General features: G+C 69.0%; 13 protein-coding genes. 7 read left to right on the forward strand and 6 right to left on the reverse strand.

Features of this window, described 5'->3' with window-relative positions:
- Positions 1-145: 145 nt before the first annotated feature.
- Positions 146-883: an SDR family oxidoreductase gene (locus tag PGH47_RS41295; protein WP_271667765.1), complete on the reverse strand. Its 738-nt coding sequence runs from the start codon at positions 881-883 to the stop codon at positions 146-148.
- A gap of 246 nt (positions 884-1,129) precedes the next feature.
- On the opposite strand from PGH47_RS41295, the gene PGH47_RS41300 reads away from it, so the two are divergent.
- The 4 genes from PGH47_RS41300 (at position 1,130) to PGH47_RS41315 (ending at position 4,818) form a co-directional block, all read left to right on the forward strand.
- The gene (locus PGH47_RS41300; protein WP_271667766.1) at positions 1,130-2,065 is read left to right on the forward strand and encodes a helix-turn-helix transcriptional regulator; all 936 of its coding nucleotides are present in this window, start codon (positions 1,130-1,132) and stop codon (positions 2,063-2,065) included.
- A gap of 50 nt (positions 2,066-2,115) precedes the next feature.
- A complete protein-coding gene (locus tag PGH47_RS41305) occupies positions 2,116-3,072 on the forward strand; it encodes a GlxA family transcriptional regulator (RefSeq protein WP_107910806.1) in 957 nt (318 codons plus the stop codon).
- A gap of 108 nt (positions 3,073-3,180) precedes the next feature.
- The gene (gene gap, locus PGH47_RS41310; RefSeq protein ID WP_271667767.1) at positions 3,181-4,179 is read left to right on the forward strand and encodes a type I glyceraldehyde-3-phosphate dehydrogenase; all 999 of its coding nucleotides are present in this window, start codon (positions 3,181-3,183) and stop codon (positions 4,177-4,179) included.
- Between the two features lie 342 nt (positions 4,180-4,521).
- Positions 4,522-4,818, forward strand: a complete 297-nt coding sequence (locus PGH47_RS41315) for a hypothetical protein (protein WP_271667768.1) — start codon at positions 4,522-4,524, stop codon at positions 4,816-4,818.
- A gap of 94 nt (positions 4,819-4,912) precedes the next feature.
- Here the strand turns inward: PGH47_RS41315 and PGH47_RS41320 are convergent, their stop codons facing one another.
- Together PGH47_RS41320 and PGH47_RS41325 are read right to left on the reverse strand one after the other, a co-directional pair.
- Complete coding sequence (locus tag PGH47_RS41320; protein ID WP_271667769.1) at positions 4,913-5,569, reverse strand: NUDIX hydrolase; 657 nt, start codon at positions 5,567-5,569, stop codon at positions 4,913-4,915.
- Between the two features lie 58 nt (positions 5,570-5,627).
- Positions 5,628-6,860, reverse strand: coding sequence for a GNAT family N-acetyltransferase (locus tag PGH47_RS41325; protein ID WP_271667770.1), 1,233 nt, complete (start codon positions 6,858-6,860; stop codon positions 5,628-5,630).
- 287 nt (positions 6,861-7,147) lie between these two features.
- On the opposite strand from PGH47_RS41325, the gene PGH47_RS41330 reads away from it, so the two are divergent.
- A complete protein-coding gene (locus tag PGH47_RS41330) occupies positions 7,148-7,957 on the forward strand; it encodes a universal stress protein (protein ID WP_271667771.1) in 810 nt (269 codons plus the stop codon).
- Between the two features lie 55 nt (positions 7,958-8,012).
- Here PGH47_RS41330 and PGH47_RS41335 read toward each other — a convergent pair whose 3' ends face one another.
- Positions 8,013-9,854 carry a serine/threonine-protein kinase gene (locus PGH47_RS41335; protein WP_271667772.1) on the reverse strand — a complete coding sequence of 614 codons (1,842 nt, stop codon included), beginning with the start codon at positions 9,852-9,854 and terminating at the stop codon, positions 8,013-8,015.
- A 276-nt stretch (positions 9,855-10,130) separates the two neighbouring features.
- On the reverse strand, positions 10,131-11,003 hold the full coding sequence (locus PGH47_RS41340) for a DUF4394 domain-containing protein (RefSeq protein WP_271667773.1): 873 nt from the start codon (positions 11,001-11,003) through the stop codon (positions 10,131-10,133).
- A gap of 279 nt (positions 11,004-11,282) precedes the next feature.
- Between PGH47_RS41340 and PGH47_RS41345 the strand changes: the two genes are divergently transcribed.
- Together PGH47_RS41345 and PGH47_RS41350 are read left to right on the forward strand one after the other, a co-directional pair.
- Complete coding sequence (locus tag PGH47_RS41345; RefSeq protein ID WP_271667774.1) at positions 11,283-12,482, forward strand: PucR family transcriptional regulator; 1,200 nt, start codon at positions 11,283-11,285, stop codon at positions 12,480-12,482.
- A 219-nt stretch (positions 12,483-12,701) separates the two neighbouring features.
- A complete protein-coding gene (locus tag PGH47_RS41350; RefSeq protein WP_271667775.1) occupies positions 12,702-13,874 on the forward strand; it encodes an ATP-binding protein in 1,173 nt (390 codons plus the stop codon).
- 13 nt (positions 13,875-13,887) lie between these two features.
- Here PGH47_RS41350 and PGH47_RS41355 read toward each other — a convergent pair whose 3' ends face one another.
- Positions 13,888-14,715 carry an SAM-dependent methyltransferase gene (locus PGH47_RS41355; RefSeq protein ID WP_271667776.1) on the reverse strand — a complete coding sequence of 276 codons (828 nt, stop codon included), beginning with the start codon at positions 14,713-14,715 and terminating at the stop codon, positions 13,888-13,890.
- Positions 14,716-14,757: the final 42 nt, after the last annotated feature.

The following is a 14,757-nucleotide window of genomic DNA, read 5'->3' on the forward strand; positions in this document are numbered from 1 at the left end:
CAGCTGCCGCTTTGGAAGGGTTGACCGGCCCGGTCATTGCGCTGATGTCTCTGCGGGATGCGGTGCGTCCCGGGGCCAGCGATGAACGGGGCGTGCTGGTCACGGCGCTGTGCGAGTGGCCATGACCAGCACTTCCCATCGAGGCTCAGACGGCGGCGTCGAGCACTGAGCGGATCACAAGCTCATTGACGTCCACGTGATCGGGCTGGTTCACGGCGTACACGATGGCGTCCGCGACTGCGGTCGTGGGAAGCGCGAGCTTGTCGGCCAGTCCCTGAACCCATGCCATGGTGCCGGGGTCGCCTCCCTGGATCAATTCCGACTCCACGAACGACGGGCTCACAATGCTCACCCGGATATCGCTGTTCTCCTTGCGAATACCCTCCGAAATGGCGCGCACGGCGTACTTTGTCGCGCTGTAGACGGCGGCCGTGGGGACCACCTCGTGACCGAGCGTGGAGGCGATGTTGATGAAGTGGCCGGAACCCTGGGCCTTCATCAGCGGGAGCGCCGCCGCGATTCCGTGCAGAACGCCGCGCACGTTGACGTCGATCATCTGGTCCCAGTCCTCGGTCCGCTCCATGATCAGCGGCGACAGCGGCATGACACCGGCGTTGTTGACCAGGACGTCGATCCGGCCGTGCCGCTCGTGTGCGGTGCTCACGAAGGCCTTCATGCTGTCGAGGCTCGTCACGTCGAGCTCGCTGTGCTCGGCGGAACCGCCGGCAGCCTTGATGCTGTGGACGACCTCGGCGAGGCGATCGACCCGACGGGCGCCCAACACGACGTGATGTCCTGCGCCCGCAAGGGCCGTGGCCGTGGCCGCACCGATTCCGCTGCTTGCTCCGGTCACCAAGACGATCTTCGACATTGAGGTGGTCATGCGTTTCTCCGGTTTCTCATCATTTCCAAGGGGCGGCCGGTTCGGCGCGCAAGAACGGCCTCATTGCGCCGCGTACCGTCCTTGACCTGGTTGAGGTCGGGGTGGACGGCGCGATCGGGCCGGGTCCCATCGAGCCTGGCACGCGGAGTGACGCCGAAGGGCGACGGCGTGAGCCCACCGGAACCTAGGTCCAGCTGGGCCACCCTCATCGGCGGATCGAGGCCACCGCGGGCACACAATGGAGGCATGGACCACAACGCCGAGCTGGGAGACTTCCTCCGCGCTCACCGTGCCCGCCTGACTCCCGAGTCGGTCGGTATGGCGTCGAACGGCGGTGCCCGCCGGGTGCCGGGTCTGCGCCGCGAGGAAGTTGCGCATCTGGCCGGCGTGAGCACCGACTACTACGCCCGCTTGGAACAGGGACGGCATCCCAAGGTCTCCGAGAGCGTGCTGAATGCCGTTGCCCGCGCATTGCGTCTGGGCCCTGTCGAACGGGACTACCTCTTTCACATCGCCCGCCCGCGAGTCGCCAATCCTCCGCGAGGGAACATGCGACCCCAACGCGTGCGCCCCGAAGTGCATCGGATGCTGGAGGTATTGGGGAGCGTCTCACCGGCCTTTGTCGTCAATCACCGGCTGGACGTACTGGCCTCGAATTACCTGGCCCGGTCTCTCATTACCGATTTTGATGCCATGGCGGCTCGGGAGCGCAATTTCGCCCGCTTCGTTCTGTTCGACCCTGCCGCGAAGGAGCTGTACGGAAACTGGCCCTCGATCGCGCAGATCATCGTGGCCAATCTTCGCCTGGCATCAGGGCGCCACCCCGACGACGCGCGACTCAACGAGCTCATCGGCGAGGCGTGCGTCAAGGTGCCGGAGTTCAGCGCGTGGTGGGCCAGCCACCGTCTCGACGACTGCAGCAACGGGGCCCAGCTGCTGCATCACGCCGTGGTCGGCGACCTCACCCTGCACCATGAAGCGCTGACCTTCGCCACCGACCCGGATCAGACCCTCTGCCTGTACACGGCCGAACCTGGTTCGCCGTCCGCCCAGACCCTGGCACTCCTCGCCAGTTGGAGTGCACCGGACGCCTCGTCGGACACTCGCGGACGCGGTTCCTCGGGACGTCACACGGCACCGGGGCCCGCCACAGGTCAGGCGACACCCCAGCAATGGCAATGACAGAGATGTGAGAGGGCGTTTCGAAGTAACGCCCCACGTAATCTCTTCCTGTGTCAGCCTCCCGCCTGCATCGCGTCGCCGTCCTCGTGCTCGATGGTGCCAAGCCCCTCGATGTCGGAATTCCGGCGCAGGTATTCACGACCCGCGCGAGCATGCCGTACGAAGTGCGGGTGTGCGGGGCGGCTCCCGGCCTCGTGACGGGCGGCGACGGCCTGGCGTACTACGTCGACCACGGCCTCGACGCGCTCGCGTGGGCCGACATCGTCTTCGTCCCCGGCTACCGGCACCCCGACCGTGACGACCCGCCGCGGGCCGTCATCGACGCACTGATCGCAGCTCACGATCGGGGCGCGCGGCTCGCCGCCATCTCCACCGGCGCCTTCGCGCTCGCCGCGACGGGTCTGCTCGACGGCAGGCGCGCCACGACGCACTGGCACTACACACGGGCCCTCGTGGCCAGGCACCCACTCGTCCAGGTCGACGAGAACGTGCTCTTCGTCGACGAGGGCAGCGTGCTCACCTCGGCGGGCGCCGCCTCCGGGATCGACCTGTGCCTGCACATCCTGCGCGGCGACCTCGGAGTGGCCGCCTCCAACCACGCGGCCCGACGTCTGGTCGCGGCCCCCTACCGCAGCGGCGGCCAGGCCCAGTACGTGCCGCGCAGTGTCCCCGAGCCACTCGGGGAGCGGTTCGCAGACACCCGCGAGTGGGCGCTGCACCGCCTCGGCGAGCCCCTCACCCTCGACACGCTGGCACGACAGGCGGGGGTCTCGCCGCGCACGTTCTCCCGGCGCTTCGTCGACGAGACCGGCTACACGCCGATGCAGTGGGTGATGCGCGCCCGCATCGACCTGGCCCGCGAACTCCTGGAGCGGTCGGAGCGCAGCGTCGAACAGATCGCCGCCGACGTCGGGCTCGGCACCGGCGCGAATCTGCGCCTGCACTTCCAGCGCATCCTCGGCACCACACCGAGCGAGTACCGGCGCACCTTCACCCGCGGCGAGTAACCCTGCCCGACACCCTGTGGCGGGATCCTTTTGAACCATGGCGATGTCGCCACTGTCAGCGGCGTCCACCGCGGACGAACCTGGTGGTGAAGGAAAGGGACATCACACATGACTCGCATCGCCATCAACGGATTCGGCCGCATCGGACGCAACGTGCTGCGCGCACTGCTCGAACGCGACAGCGCCCTGGAGGTCGTCGCCGTCAACGACCTCACGGAGCCCGCCACGCTCGCCCGGCTGCTCGCCTACGACAGCACGGCAGGCCGCCTCGGGCGGCCGGTGACCGTTGACGGGGACACCCTCGTCGTCGATGGCCGGCGCATCAAGGTGCTGGCCGAGCGTGAGCCGGCGCAGTTGCCGTGGGCCGAACTCGGTGTCGACATCGTTCTGGAAGCCACCGGCCGCTTCACTTCGGCGAAGGCGGCCCGTGCCCACCTCGACGCGGGCGCCAAGAAGGTGCTCGTCAGCGCGCCGTCGGACGGCGCCGACGTCACGCTCGCCTTCGGGGTCAACACCGACGCCTACGACGCGGACCTGCACACGATCGTCTCGAACGCCTCCTGCACCACCAACGCCCTCGCGCCGCTGGCCAAGGTCCTCGACGACCTCGCCGGCATCGAGCACGGCTTCATGACGACGGTGCACGCCTACACGCAGGAGCAGAACCTCCAGGACGGTCCGCACCGCGACGCCCGCCGCGCCCGGGCCGCCGGCGTCAACATCGTGCCGACCACGACCGGCGCCGCCAAGGCGATCGGCCTGGTGCTGCCGAACCTCGACGGCAAGCTGTCCGGCGACTCGATCCGCGTGCCGGTGCCGGTGGGCTCGATCGTCGAGCTGAACACGACCGTCGCCCGTGACGTGACGCGCGACGACGTGCTGGCGGCATACCGCGCCGCGGCGGAGGGGCCGCTCGCCGGTGTCCTCGAGTACTCGGACGACCCGCTCGTCTCCTCCGACATCGTCGGCAATCCCGCGTCGTCGATCTTCGACTCGGCCCTCACCCGCGTCGATGGCCGCCACGTCAAGGTGGTCGCGTGGTACGACAACGAGTGGGGCTTCTCGAACCGGGTGATCGACACGCTGGAGTTCCTCGCGAGCCGCTGACGGGACGGCGGGGCGGTGCCCCGCCCTCCGGCGACTGCGTTTGGGCGCTCTGGTTGGCCGGTTGGGCAACCAGAGCGCGCATTGCGTTGCGATCGTCATCCGTCCGATTGGCCCGCGAACCCGTTCTTTCTTCAGCACGGGGATGAACTGAGGGTTGTTGGCGGCATCACCCGCGGTCAAATTGATGACGATTCGATACGCGTCAGGTAGGAGCGGCCACAAGTCGGCGAGCCGCAACTCCGACCAACGGCCTAACGAGCAGAATTTCCGGCAGCGTGTACTACGATTCCGGCGCTGGCATCACTCGATCCACCGTTGCTCCCCGATTCGGCAGGAGGCCCGATGATCGGCGTGCTCGTGACTTTCACGCAGACCGACAAGTTCGATCGTTCAACGCTCGCAAAGATTGCCGGCGAACTCCGCGGCCCCTTCGAAGGCATGGCCGGCCTTCGCTTCAAGAGCTTCATGCTCGACGAAGACGGCGTGCAGGCAAGGAACTTCTACGTGTGGGATGACGAGGAGAAAGCCCGCTCCTTCTTCACGGAGGAGCTCGTCGGCAAGGTGACAGGGGTTTATGGCGTCCCGCCCAAAATCGAGTACCTCGATATCCTTGGGTTCGTCGACAACTCTGGCAGCTGATTCTCAAACGAGGCTGTCGCAACAACCCATGCTGTCCAGGTCGTTTTGAATCATCTGGGCATGCCATGCCGACTGGAGCGCCCAGCCACGCCGGCTACCCCTGTTGCCCCTTGGCTCGCGCGTGCCGCAGCTTGTGAGTGAAGCGGTGCATCTGCGGGTCGAGCACCTCGGCCGGCTCGTCGAGGACCTGCTCGTCGGTCAGCCACCGGATTGCATCGAACTCGCTTTCGTCGTACGAGGTAATGGCGCGGGCGTCGGCGTTGATGACGTACCAGAGCGAGACGTCGGTGTGCGTGCCATGCCCCCGGGTTCGGGTGACCGTGAGGAACAAGGGGCGCTCACCGGCGATCGGCGACGCCACGGCCTCGATGCCCAACTCCTCCTGACATTCGCGGACCACGGCGGCCCATGGGTCCTCATCCGGCTCGACGTGTCCTCCGGCCGGCAGCCACAGGCCCGCCTTGCGGTGGGCGACGAGCAGCAGCCGGCCGTGCGTTCCGTCGAGGACGACGAAGTAGCTCACCAAGTGCATGGCCGGGACATCAGGCTTGCGCACCCGGTAGATCGGGGCTCCGCCGGCGATCCACCGAGTGGCGGTGTCCAGATGCGTGCGCTCCAGCTCGTCCCACGGCTCGATGGCACCGACCAGATCAAGAAGGTGGCAACGCGACCGGTCGTCAGGGATGGTGAGCGGATCGTCAGTTGAGGCCATCCGCGCATGTTGGCAGAAGCCACTGACAACGTCCTTCACGGAGACGATCCGCCGCGGGCCCCGGGCGATCACATGAACACGACGCCGAGCGCGGCGGTCAGAACCAGTGCAGGCAATGTGGGGACCGCTCGGCGCGGAAGAGGGTGTCCGCGAGGGTGGCCCCGTCAGGACGGTGGGACCGGATGTGACCGGCGCGCACGAGCGTGCTCGGGGCGGTGCCACCGAGGTAGATCGAGCCCAGGTCCCGCACGTCGAGGGAGAGGTCGGGCTCTCGGTCCGTCGGGACGCAGTCGGCCTTTCCGTCCCTGACCGTGAGCAGGTAGCGGTTCCGCTCGCCGAGGAACGGGTCCTCGACATCGAGGACGAGCTCGCCGTCCGTGAACCATGCGCGCGCGGTCAGAGCACGCGGGACGTCCAGCAGCCGCACCCAGAGCCAGTCGGTGTCGCCGCTGACCTCGCCGGCGCGGAAGTCCGCGAGCTGCCAACGAAGCGGGTGCTCGGCCGGGACGTGTTTGAACACGACCCTGGAGACCAGGTCATGCCCGAGCGCGAACCGTGCCAGGGCCGTGAAGACGGCGTCGTCGGCGGCGATGGTCTCGTCGACCGTCAAGACGTTGCCCTCGCCGATCGAGTAGCTGGCGTACCCGTCCGGGACACCGTGGGCGTCGCGGTGAACGGCGACATGGCGCGGCGCCGGGGATATCGGGGGTTGGCCCGCCCGCAGGTCCCACCAGCGGTGCGGCCGGGACAGTGCGCCTGGCTGGGCACGGCGGTACCGGTCGTAGACCGCTTCCAGAATCTCGCCGCACTCGGCGCGCCGCAGCACCTCGATCGAGCCGTCGTCCGAGCCGCTCACCGCCGCGTCGGCCGACTGGCGCGCCCGGGGGTAGGCGAGAGCGGCCTGGTGGCGCGGCACCGTCAGACGCGCCGTGTAGGTCGCCGGTCCGTAGCCGAACCGGCCGTAGATCGGAGCCTCGGAGGCCAACAGCACGGACAGGATCTCGCCGCGGGCCCGCAGCTCGGCGAGCTGATGCCGCATCATCGCGCTGAGCACGCCCTGGCGCCGGTGGGAGGGCAGTACGCCGACGGCCGTCACCCCGGCGGCCGGAACGAGCCTCCCACCGGGCAGGGTGAGTTCGAAGGAGTGCGCGGCAGCGGTTCCGACGGGCCGCCCGTCGGCCGCCAGGGCGAGCAGACAGCGGTCGAACTCGAGCGCCGACCACCACAGCCCACCACCCTCGATCGGGGTTTCCGTAAAGCGCCCGAACGCGGCATGGACCGTATCGACGAAGACGTCACGGTCCCCATCGGTCGTGGAACGAATCTCCATTGCCGCTGCTGCCTCCTCGACGTACCGGCACCAAGACTTGTGGTGTCCGGGCACAGTGCAGCGTTCACCGGTGACCACGGCAAATGAATTTACGGCTGCCCGCGCGGCCGGTCCCAGCGCCCGGGTTGCCGGACCAGGGCCGCCTCGTCGCGACCGACCGGACACCGATACCGCGGCTGACCTGCGGCGGATCAGCACGTGGGGGAGTCGCCAAGTGGCAGCAACGTGTCGCCGGGGTGAGGCTGGGACCGGCGTGAGGGTTGGGTTCCGGTGATGGAGGAGGTCCGGTGGGGAAGCTCGTCGTCGTTGGGGTGGACGGCTCGTCGTCGTGCCAGGCCGCGGTGGAGGAGGCCGCCCGGGAGGCACGGTGGCGTGGCGCGGGACTGCGTGTGGTGCATGCCTTCAGCAGGTCGGGTAGGCCGAAGTACTCGCAGCCGGATCCGGCACCTCTCGACGATCTGGTTCGTGAGGCGGCGGATCACGCCCGTGCCGTGGCGCCTGAGACGGAGGTCACCGAGGCGGTCGTGCCGGGCAGCGCGGTGGCCGTGCTCAGCGCCGAGTCGCGAGCCGCGGACCTGGTCGTCGTCGGTGCGCGGGGTGCCGGCGGTGTCGTCGAGATGCTCCTGGGCTCAACGGCTGTGTCACTGGCCGCCCACACCAAATGTCCGGTGATGGTGATTCGCGGGGAGCCGGCCGACGCCGGGCCTGTCGTAGTGGCTGTCGACGGCTCGCCCAAGGGCGAGAGGGCGGTGGAGTTCGCTTTCGCCGAAGCGGCGTTGCGCAAAGCGGAGATCCTCGCCGTACACGCATGGCTGCCGGACTACGCCCCGGCCGGCACGGGAGTCGAGAGCGCGGAGCGGCTGCTTGCCCAGGCCCTCGCCGGCCACGCGGAGAAGTATCCCGACGTAGTCGTCAGACAGCAGGTGCTGAGCGGCGAACCTCGCGAGACGCTGATCGAGGCGAGCAGGAGTGCCCAGCTCATGGTCGTCGGTGCCAGAGGGCGCGGCGGCTTTGCCGGGCTGCTCCTGGGCTCGGTGAGTCAGACCCTGCTGCACCACGCCCACTGCTCGGTGACCGTCGTCCGCAGCGAGACCTGACGGGGCCGACCACGCCATCCGGCGGCTGTGACGTACCTGCGGCTGAGCACAGATGTCAGGAGGAGCGGGTCAGCCGGGAGGGCGATCCTGTCGTCTGGCTGCCCTCGTTGCCCAGCGTCAACGTGTCGGTGCCGGTCTTCGCCAAGGTGTAGATGTTGCCTCGTACGCACACCACGCCGGCGGAAGGGTCCGTTGGCGCGCTCGAGACCGCCTCGAAGACCATGGATGTTCCGTGTGTCTCCCGCAGGCTCAGCGTCTCGGTGCACCCCAGGTCCCGGCCCGTGCCGTCCTCGGTCACGTGGCTGACCTGCCTGCCCACGATCCCGCCCCGGTCCGCGGCGTGGAGGGTGACGGTGACGGTCACCTTGGACGTGCGGGCGTTGACGATGCCGTCGCCGGCGGGGCTGCCGGGGCCAGTTCCCTTCCAAGTGCCCACCCATGTCTCGGGCAGGGCATCCCCGGCAGCGGTGCGGGAGGGAGACGTCGAGGCGGGCGGTGACGTACGACCGTTCCCGTCCGCCGCGTCATCCGTGCCGTCGGACCAGGCCAGTGCCGCTACGACGGCCCCGGCTATCACGGCCCCCGCGACCCCGGCGGCAGCCCAGGCACGCACCGATGGCCGACCGGGCCCGGCACCGGCCCCGGTCGAGGTGAGGGGCACAGGGCCGGGAGCGGGACCCGGCGCCAGGGCGGGAGGAGGCCCGTACGCGATCGGCGATCCGTAGGCGGCCGGAGGCCCGAACCCGGCCGCCTGCCCGACCTCAGCCGCCTGCCCGGACCCGGCTGCCTGCCCGACCTCAGCAGCCTGCCCGGACCCGGCTGCCTGCCCGACCTCAGCAGCCCGCCCGGACCCGGCCGCCTGCCCGACCTCAGCAGCCCGCCCGGACCCGGCCGCCTGCCCGACCTCAGCAGCCCGCCCGAATCCGGCCGCCGCCCCGAACCCGGTCTGTGGCGCCGGGTTCGGCGCTGGTTGTGGTTCCGGCTGGAGCGGCGCCGAGCATTCCAGCAGCTCCGCCAACTCGGCTTCCCGTACGGCGATGTCGGCCTCCAGACGCGGCGGCCGCGCCACGGCCCACACGCCGTGCCCCGCCTCAAGCCTATCCAGCAGCGTCGCCGCCGTGGGACGGGCCTCCGGTGACTTCTCCAGGCAGGCCGCCAGCAGCGGCGCGAGCGCCTCCGGCACACCATCTAGCACGGGCTTCTCGTGCGCGATGCGATAGAGCAGTTGCGCGGCGGACGGATCCTCGCCGGGGTGGAGGAAGGGCCCGCTCCCCGTGGCCGCGTACACCAGGACCGCGCCCAGCGCGAAGATGTCGCCGGGCTCGGCCGATATCCCGCCGGTGACCTGCTCGGGCGCCATGTAACCGGGGGAGCCGCTGACGCCACCGGTGCTCGTGTGGCGGGTGTCGTCCGCGGCTCGGGCGATTCCGAAGTCGATGAGGAGCGGATGGCGGCGGGCGAGCAGCACGTTGGACGGCTTCACGTCGCGGTGCGCGAGCCCCGCCCGGTGCACGTCCCGCAGCCCCTCGGCGAGTTCCGCCGCGAGCGCCCGGACGGCGGCCTCGGGCAGCGGGCCGTCTGACGCCACCCAGTCGGCGAGGGAGGGGGCGGCCACGTACTCCGTGGCCAGCCACTGCGGCCGCTGCCCGGCGGGGCTGAAGTCGACGACCGACACCGTCCACGGCGAGCGCACCTGGTCGCTGCTGGCGATCTCACGGGCGAACCGCTGCTCGAACCCGGGGTCCAGTCCGAACTCGGTGCGTACGGTCTTGAGCGCCAGTGGACGACCCGATGCCGTGCGGGAGAGGAACACCTGCCCCATGCCGCCGGCGCCCAGTCTCGCCAACAGGGGGTAGCCGCCGATGGCCGGCGGATCGGTGGGATCCAGACGTCTCATGAACCTCTCCGGGCGCTGCTCGGACCGCTGGGGCGGTACACCGGGACTGCGGGCGACCTACCCCGCCGTGATGCACGCGGGCCTGTACTGCACGCGATGCATTCATATCAGTTCATTTCCCGAGTGCATGGCGGGGAGGGATCGAACGCCACGGAGGGGAGCCATGGCCGGGCCGAGCGGAACCGCGGACCCCGAAGCCGTTCCAGGAGAACGACGACGTGCGGCCCGCCGGGCATCGGATGTCCGGCGGGCCGCTGCTGCGCGAGTCCGTGAGGGTCAGCTTCCGGTGAGGGTGATCGCCAAAGACGTGATGTTGAGCGGGAATTGGAGAATCGGGGTCGGTTCACCGGTGACGAGGTTGATGCTGTAGAGCGTCGGGTTGCTCGCGCCGTACGGGGTGAGCGAGGCGAACGCGGCGACCGACGTGGTCTTTCCGTTGGTCAGGTAGCTGAAGATGTCCAGACCCGCGTTGGGCTGTGCGTCGAAGCCGAGGGATCCGACCGTCGTCAGTGTGCCGTTGTTGGCCGGCGCCTGGAGGACGAGGTTGTCCGTGGTCGTGTCGATGCCGTACAGGAGCGTTCCGGTGGACGCGACGAGGTCGTTGTTCGTGTAACCGGACGCCGTGACGCCCCGCGTCGGCCCGGTCAGCGGCGGGGTGGTCAGGGTGGTGTCCTCGACCGTGGTGTGGTCATTGAGGTTGTGCCGCAGATTCTGCCCGTTGTCGCTGACGACCCGGATCCGGTCGGCCGCCGGGTTGAAGTCGAAGCCGAAGTTGGTGCCGTACAGCGCGACTTGGAGCTGGGAGACCTTGGTGACCACCACGTCGGAGGTCTGCGGCGGCGTCTTGATCGTGTAGATGCCGCCCTTGTCGCCGAGGCCGTACATCAGGCCGTTCTGGACACGGTGGTCGAGGGCGAGGAGCTTGGTGTCGCCGCTGAGGCCGGTGACGAGCCTGACCCAGTCGAGCACGTTCGGCCGGTCGGTGGTGAAGGTGGCCATCAGGGTGCCGTCGCCGGTGATCCCGAAGGCTCTCAGGCTGGGCGTGGCGGAGGCGGCCGAACCGTTGCCGGGCGCGCTCACCAGCAGTGCCGCGGAGACGGACAGGACCGCGGCCGTCGCCGCGAGTCTCTTTCTGATTCCTGCTTTCATCAGTGTTCCCCTCCCGTTCGATCGAATGCCATCGAAGGAAATTGCACACGCGATGAGGATCTCTGCGAATGCGAATTTCGGCGCATTGGTGACTCCCATTTAGCCGCCTTCACCGCAGCTCCACAACCGGATCCGGGCGCAACACCGTCTTGATCCGGGAACTTTGCGCATCATGACAAATACTCGGATGGCGCAAAGAGCGTCGATTCACGCGAAGTGATAAATCGCGTCCGGATTTCGTCTGTCGACCCGCTCACCTGCGATGGCAGGCTCCCGCCCATGGGGAGCCTCTTCGCCGAACTGGCCCGGCAGGCGCCGACCAACGCCTGCCGGGAGGTCGAGACGTATCTGCGTGAGATTCCGGAGTTCCGGTCATGGGAAACGAAGCCCCGTGCCAAGGCCGAGACGATGGAATACTCGGTGTGGCTGCGGCGACGGACGATCGAACTGTCCCCGGACAACAGCGAACTGACCGACGACGACCTCCGCTACATCGCCGCCATCGGCGAGGTACGGGCCGATGCCGGAATGTCCTCGGATTCACGACAACAGGTACTCCAGCTGCACACCACGCTCATGCTGCGCGACATCCACGAGGCGGCCGAGAACCTGCGCGGCGGCGAAGTCGAGGAACTCATGCAGGTGATGACCTGGTTCGCCCCGCAGGGCGACCGCGGAATCGTCGCCTACCGACAGGGATTCGTGACGGTGCTGCGCCGCCGGCTGCCGTACGTCGAACAGGTCGCCCTGCTGGCCCGGTCACTGCTGACCGGCGACCTCATGGCAGCGGACCTTGCAGCGGCGCTCGACCTTCAACTCCCCGAATTCTGCGCCGTCACGGTGATCCGCGTACCGGAGCGCCCCGTGGGCGACCGTGAATTGGACGTCGAGATCGAAGCGCTCGTGAAGACACACCGGGTGCCCGCCGTCTGGTGCCCGGAGAACGGCACGAGGGGCGGTGAGCTGATCGCCGTCGTCCCCTGTGCCGACGAGGCGATACGGCTGCCCTCCGCACCCGACGCCGTAGCGGACCTCGTCGGTGACTTCGCCGAGGCAATCGGCCGCCCTTGCGCCGCCGGCACCGCCACTGCACCCCTGGACGAACTCCCCGCCGCCCTCGAACGGGCCCGCCGGATCAGCGAGTCGGCCCCGCTGGGGAAGCCCTCCCGCCGATTACGGCCGTACACCGTGGCGGACGTGTTCGTCGAACTCGCGGTAGCGGACGTACCGTTCATCGACGCCTGGCTCCACACCGTGGCCCGGAGCCTCGAACCGGGCCCGGACCTCGTGACCACGCTCGATGCCTACTACCGCCACGACATGAACCGTGGCGCGGCAGCGGCGGCCCTCAACGTCCACCCGCGCACCTTGGACTACCGCCTGCGGCGGGTCGCTGAACTCACCGGTATCGACCCGGCCTCGACACACGGCATACGCACCCTCAGCACCGTCGTGACACGGCGGCTGTCGAGCACGTGAGCCTGAATCCGAGGCCTCAAGGTGGCTGGAGATGGGCCCTGGCGAGGGTTTGCCGGGGTCCTGGACATCATCCGACCTCCGTTCGCGATCCCCGGGCCAGCCGACTCCGGGCGGACCGCCACTCGGCCGTCCACGCCTTCGGAGCAATAGCTCTGACCTGGTGTTTTGCGCTCATCGGCCTAAGCTAGGGGAGTGCCGGACACCATTGGAGGGGGCCTCATGAGTGACGCCGCGAGCCAGTACACCGCCGCCCACATTCAGGTGCTGGAGGGTCGGGAAGCCATCCGGAAACGGCCGGGGATGTACGTGGGCTCGACCAGTGAACCCGGGCTGCACAACCAGGTGTTCGAGGTATCCGACTGGGCGGTCAACGAGGTCCTCGCCGGTCGCGCCGAACACGTCGACGTGGCGCTGGAATCCGACCGCAGCGTGCGGGTCGCAATCGACGGGCCAGGGATTGCTGTCGAGGCCGCCGGACATGCCGGCGGCCCCGGTCTCGAAGAACTGCTGACTCGGATGCACGCCGGACCGCGGGGCGACAGCCGCAACTTCGTGGGGGTAGGTCTTTTCGGCCTGGGCCCTTTCGTCACCAACGCCCTGTCGAGCGATCTGACGGGAGAGGTCCGGCGCGAGGGGGTGCGCTGGGTACAGCGCTACCACCGCGGTGCCGCGGTCGGCCCGCCCTCGCCTCAGGGGCCCACGACGGAAACCGGAACCGTCATCGCGTTCCGGCCCGACGCCGACATCTTCGGCACGGCACAGTGCTCGTTCGACACCTTGGCCGAGCGCTTCAGAACACTGGCCTTCCTGAACCGTGGCCTCGCCATCTCCCTGACCGACCGGCGCCCGCCGAGCGGGCCACGGTCGGAACGGTTCCACTTCCCGGGCGGGGCCAAGGACTTCGTCGCCGTCATCGCGGCCCGGACGGGGACGACGGATGGGACGGACGTCTTCGGCTTCGAGTACGAGGACCCGCAGATCGCCGGTTCTGTCGAGGTCGCCATGATGTGGAGCGACACCCTCACAGGCGGCGTCCACGGCTTCGCGAACAGCATGGCCACCCCGGGCGGCGGGGCCCACGTGGCGGGCCTCCGCGACGGAGTGGCGGCAGCGATCAACGCCTTCGCGCGAGAACGGCAACTGCTGACGAAGACCGACACCGCTCTCGACACCGACCGGCTCTGCGACGGCCTGACCGCCGTAGTCTCGGTGAAACTCGACCGCCCCGAGTTCGAAGGCGCCACACGCGACTTCCTGGGCAACGTCGAGGTGCGGGAATCCGTCGCGCAGGCCGTCCGGGACCATCTGACCGCGTGGCTGGCGGAGGACCCGCGACTGGCCTCAGCCGTCGTCGGCCGGGGCGCTGCCGGTAGGTCGTCGGCCGGGGCGTGAGCCCCGGCCTCCGTCACGGCTTGATGCCCACCCCGGTCCACAGGCTGACCTGGGCGTCCGTCAAGGACTCCGTCCGAGCGGTCCCCTGCGGGGCCGCCTCGGGGCGCCAGCGGTGGCCGACGGTGACGCCGGGCTCCAGCAGGTCGAGCCCGTCGAAGAAGCGGGCCACGTCCTTCTGGGAGCGGAACTGCACCGGCGTACCGGCTCCGTTGTAGATGTCGGTGACCTTCTGCCAGGTCTCCGGATCGAAGTCAGGCGTGCAGTGGCTCAGTGCCAGTGCACTGCCCGAGGGGAGGACGTCGAGCAGGTTGCTGACGATGCCGTACGGGTCCTGGGCATCCGTGACGAAGTGCATCAGCGCGTTCAGGGACAGCGCGACCGGCTTGGTCAGGTCCAGGACCTCGGCCAGCTCGGGGGCGTTGACGAGAGCCTGCGGGTCGTTGACGTCCGCCTCGATGTAGGTGGTGCGTCCCTGGGGCGTACTGCGCATGAGGCGCTCGGCGTACTTGAGGACGAGGGGGTCGTTGTCGGCGTAGACCACGCGGGCGTCGGGGACCACGGTCTGCGCGACCTGGTGGAGGTTCGGCTCGGTGGGGATACCGGTGCCGACGTCGAGCCACTGCCGGATACCGTGCTCGGTGGCGAGGACCCTGGTGGCCCGGTGCATGAAGGCCCGGTTCTCGCGGGCACACACGAAGATGCCGGGATAGGCGTCGGCGACGGTCTCGGCCGCCTTCCGGTCGATCTCGAAGTGGTCCTTGCCGCCCAGGTAGTAGTCGTACATCCGAGCGGAGTGCGGCCTGCTGGTGTCGATGTCCCGGGCGGCGTGGGGGGTGCTCATTCTGTTCCCTTCAATGGTGTCCGTGTCATGCCGGGCGGGTCA

This window comes from Streptomyces sp. HUAS 31 (assembly GCF_028198125.1).
GTDB lineage: Bacteria > Actinomycetota > Actinomycetes > Streptomycetales > Streptomycetaceae > Streptomyces > Streptomyces chartreusis.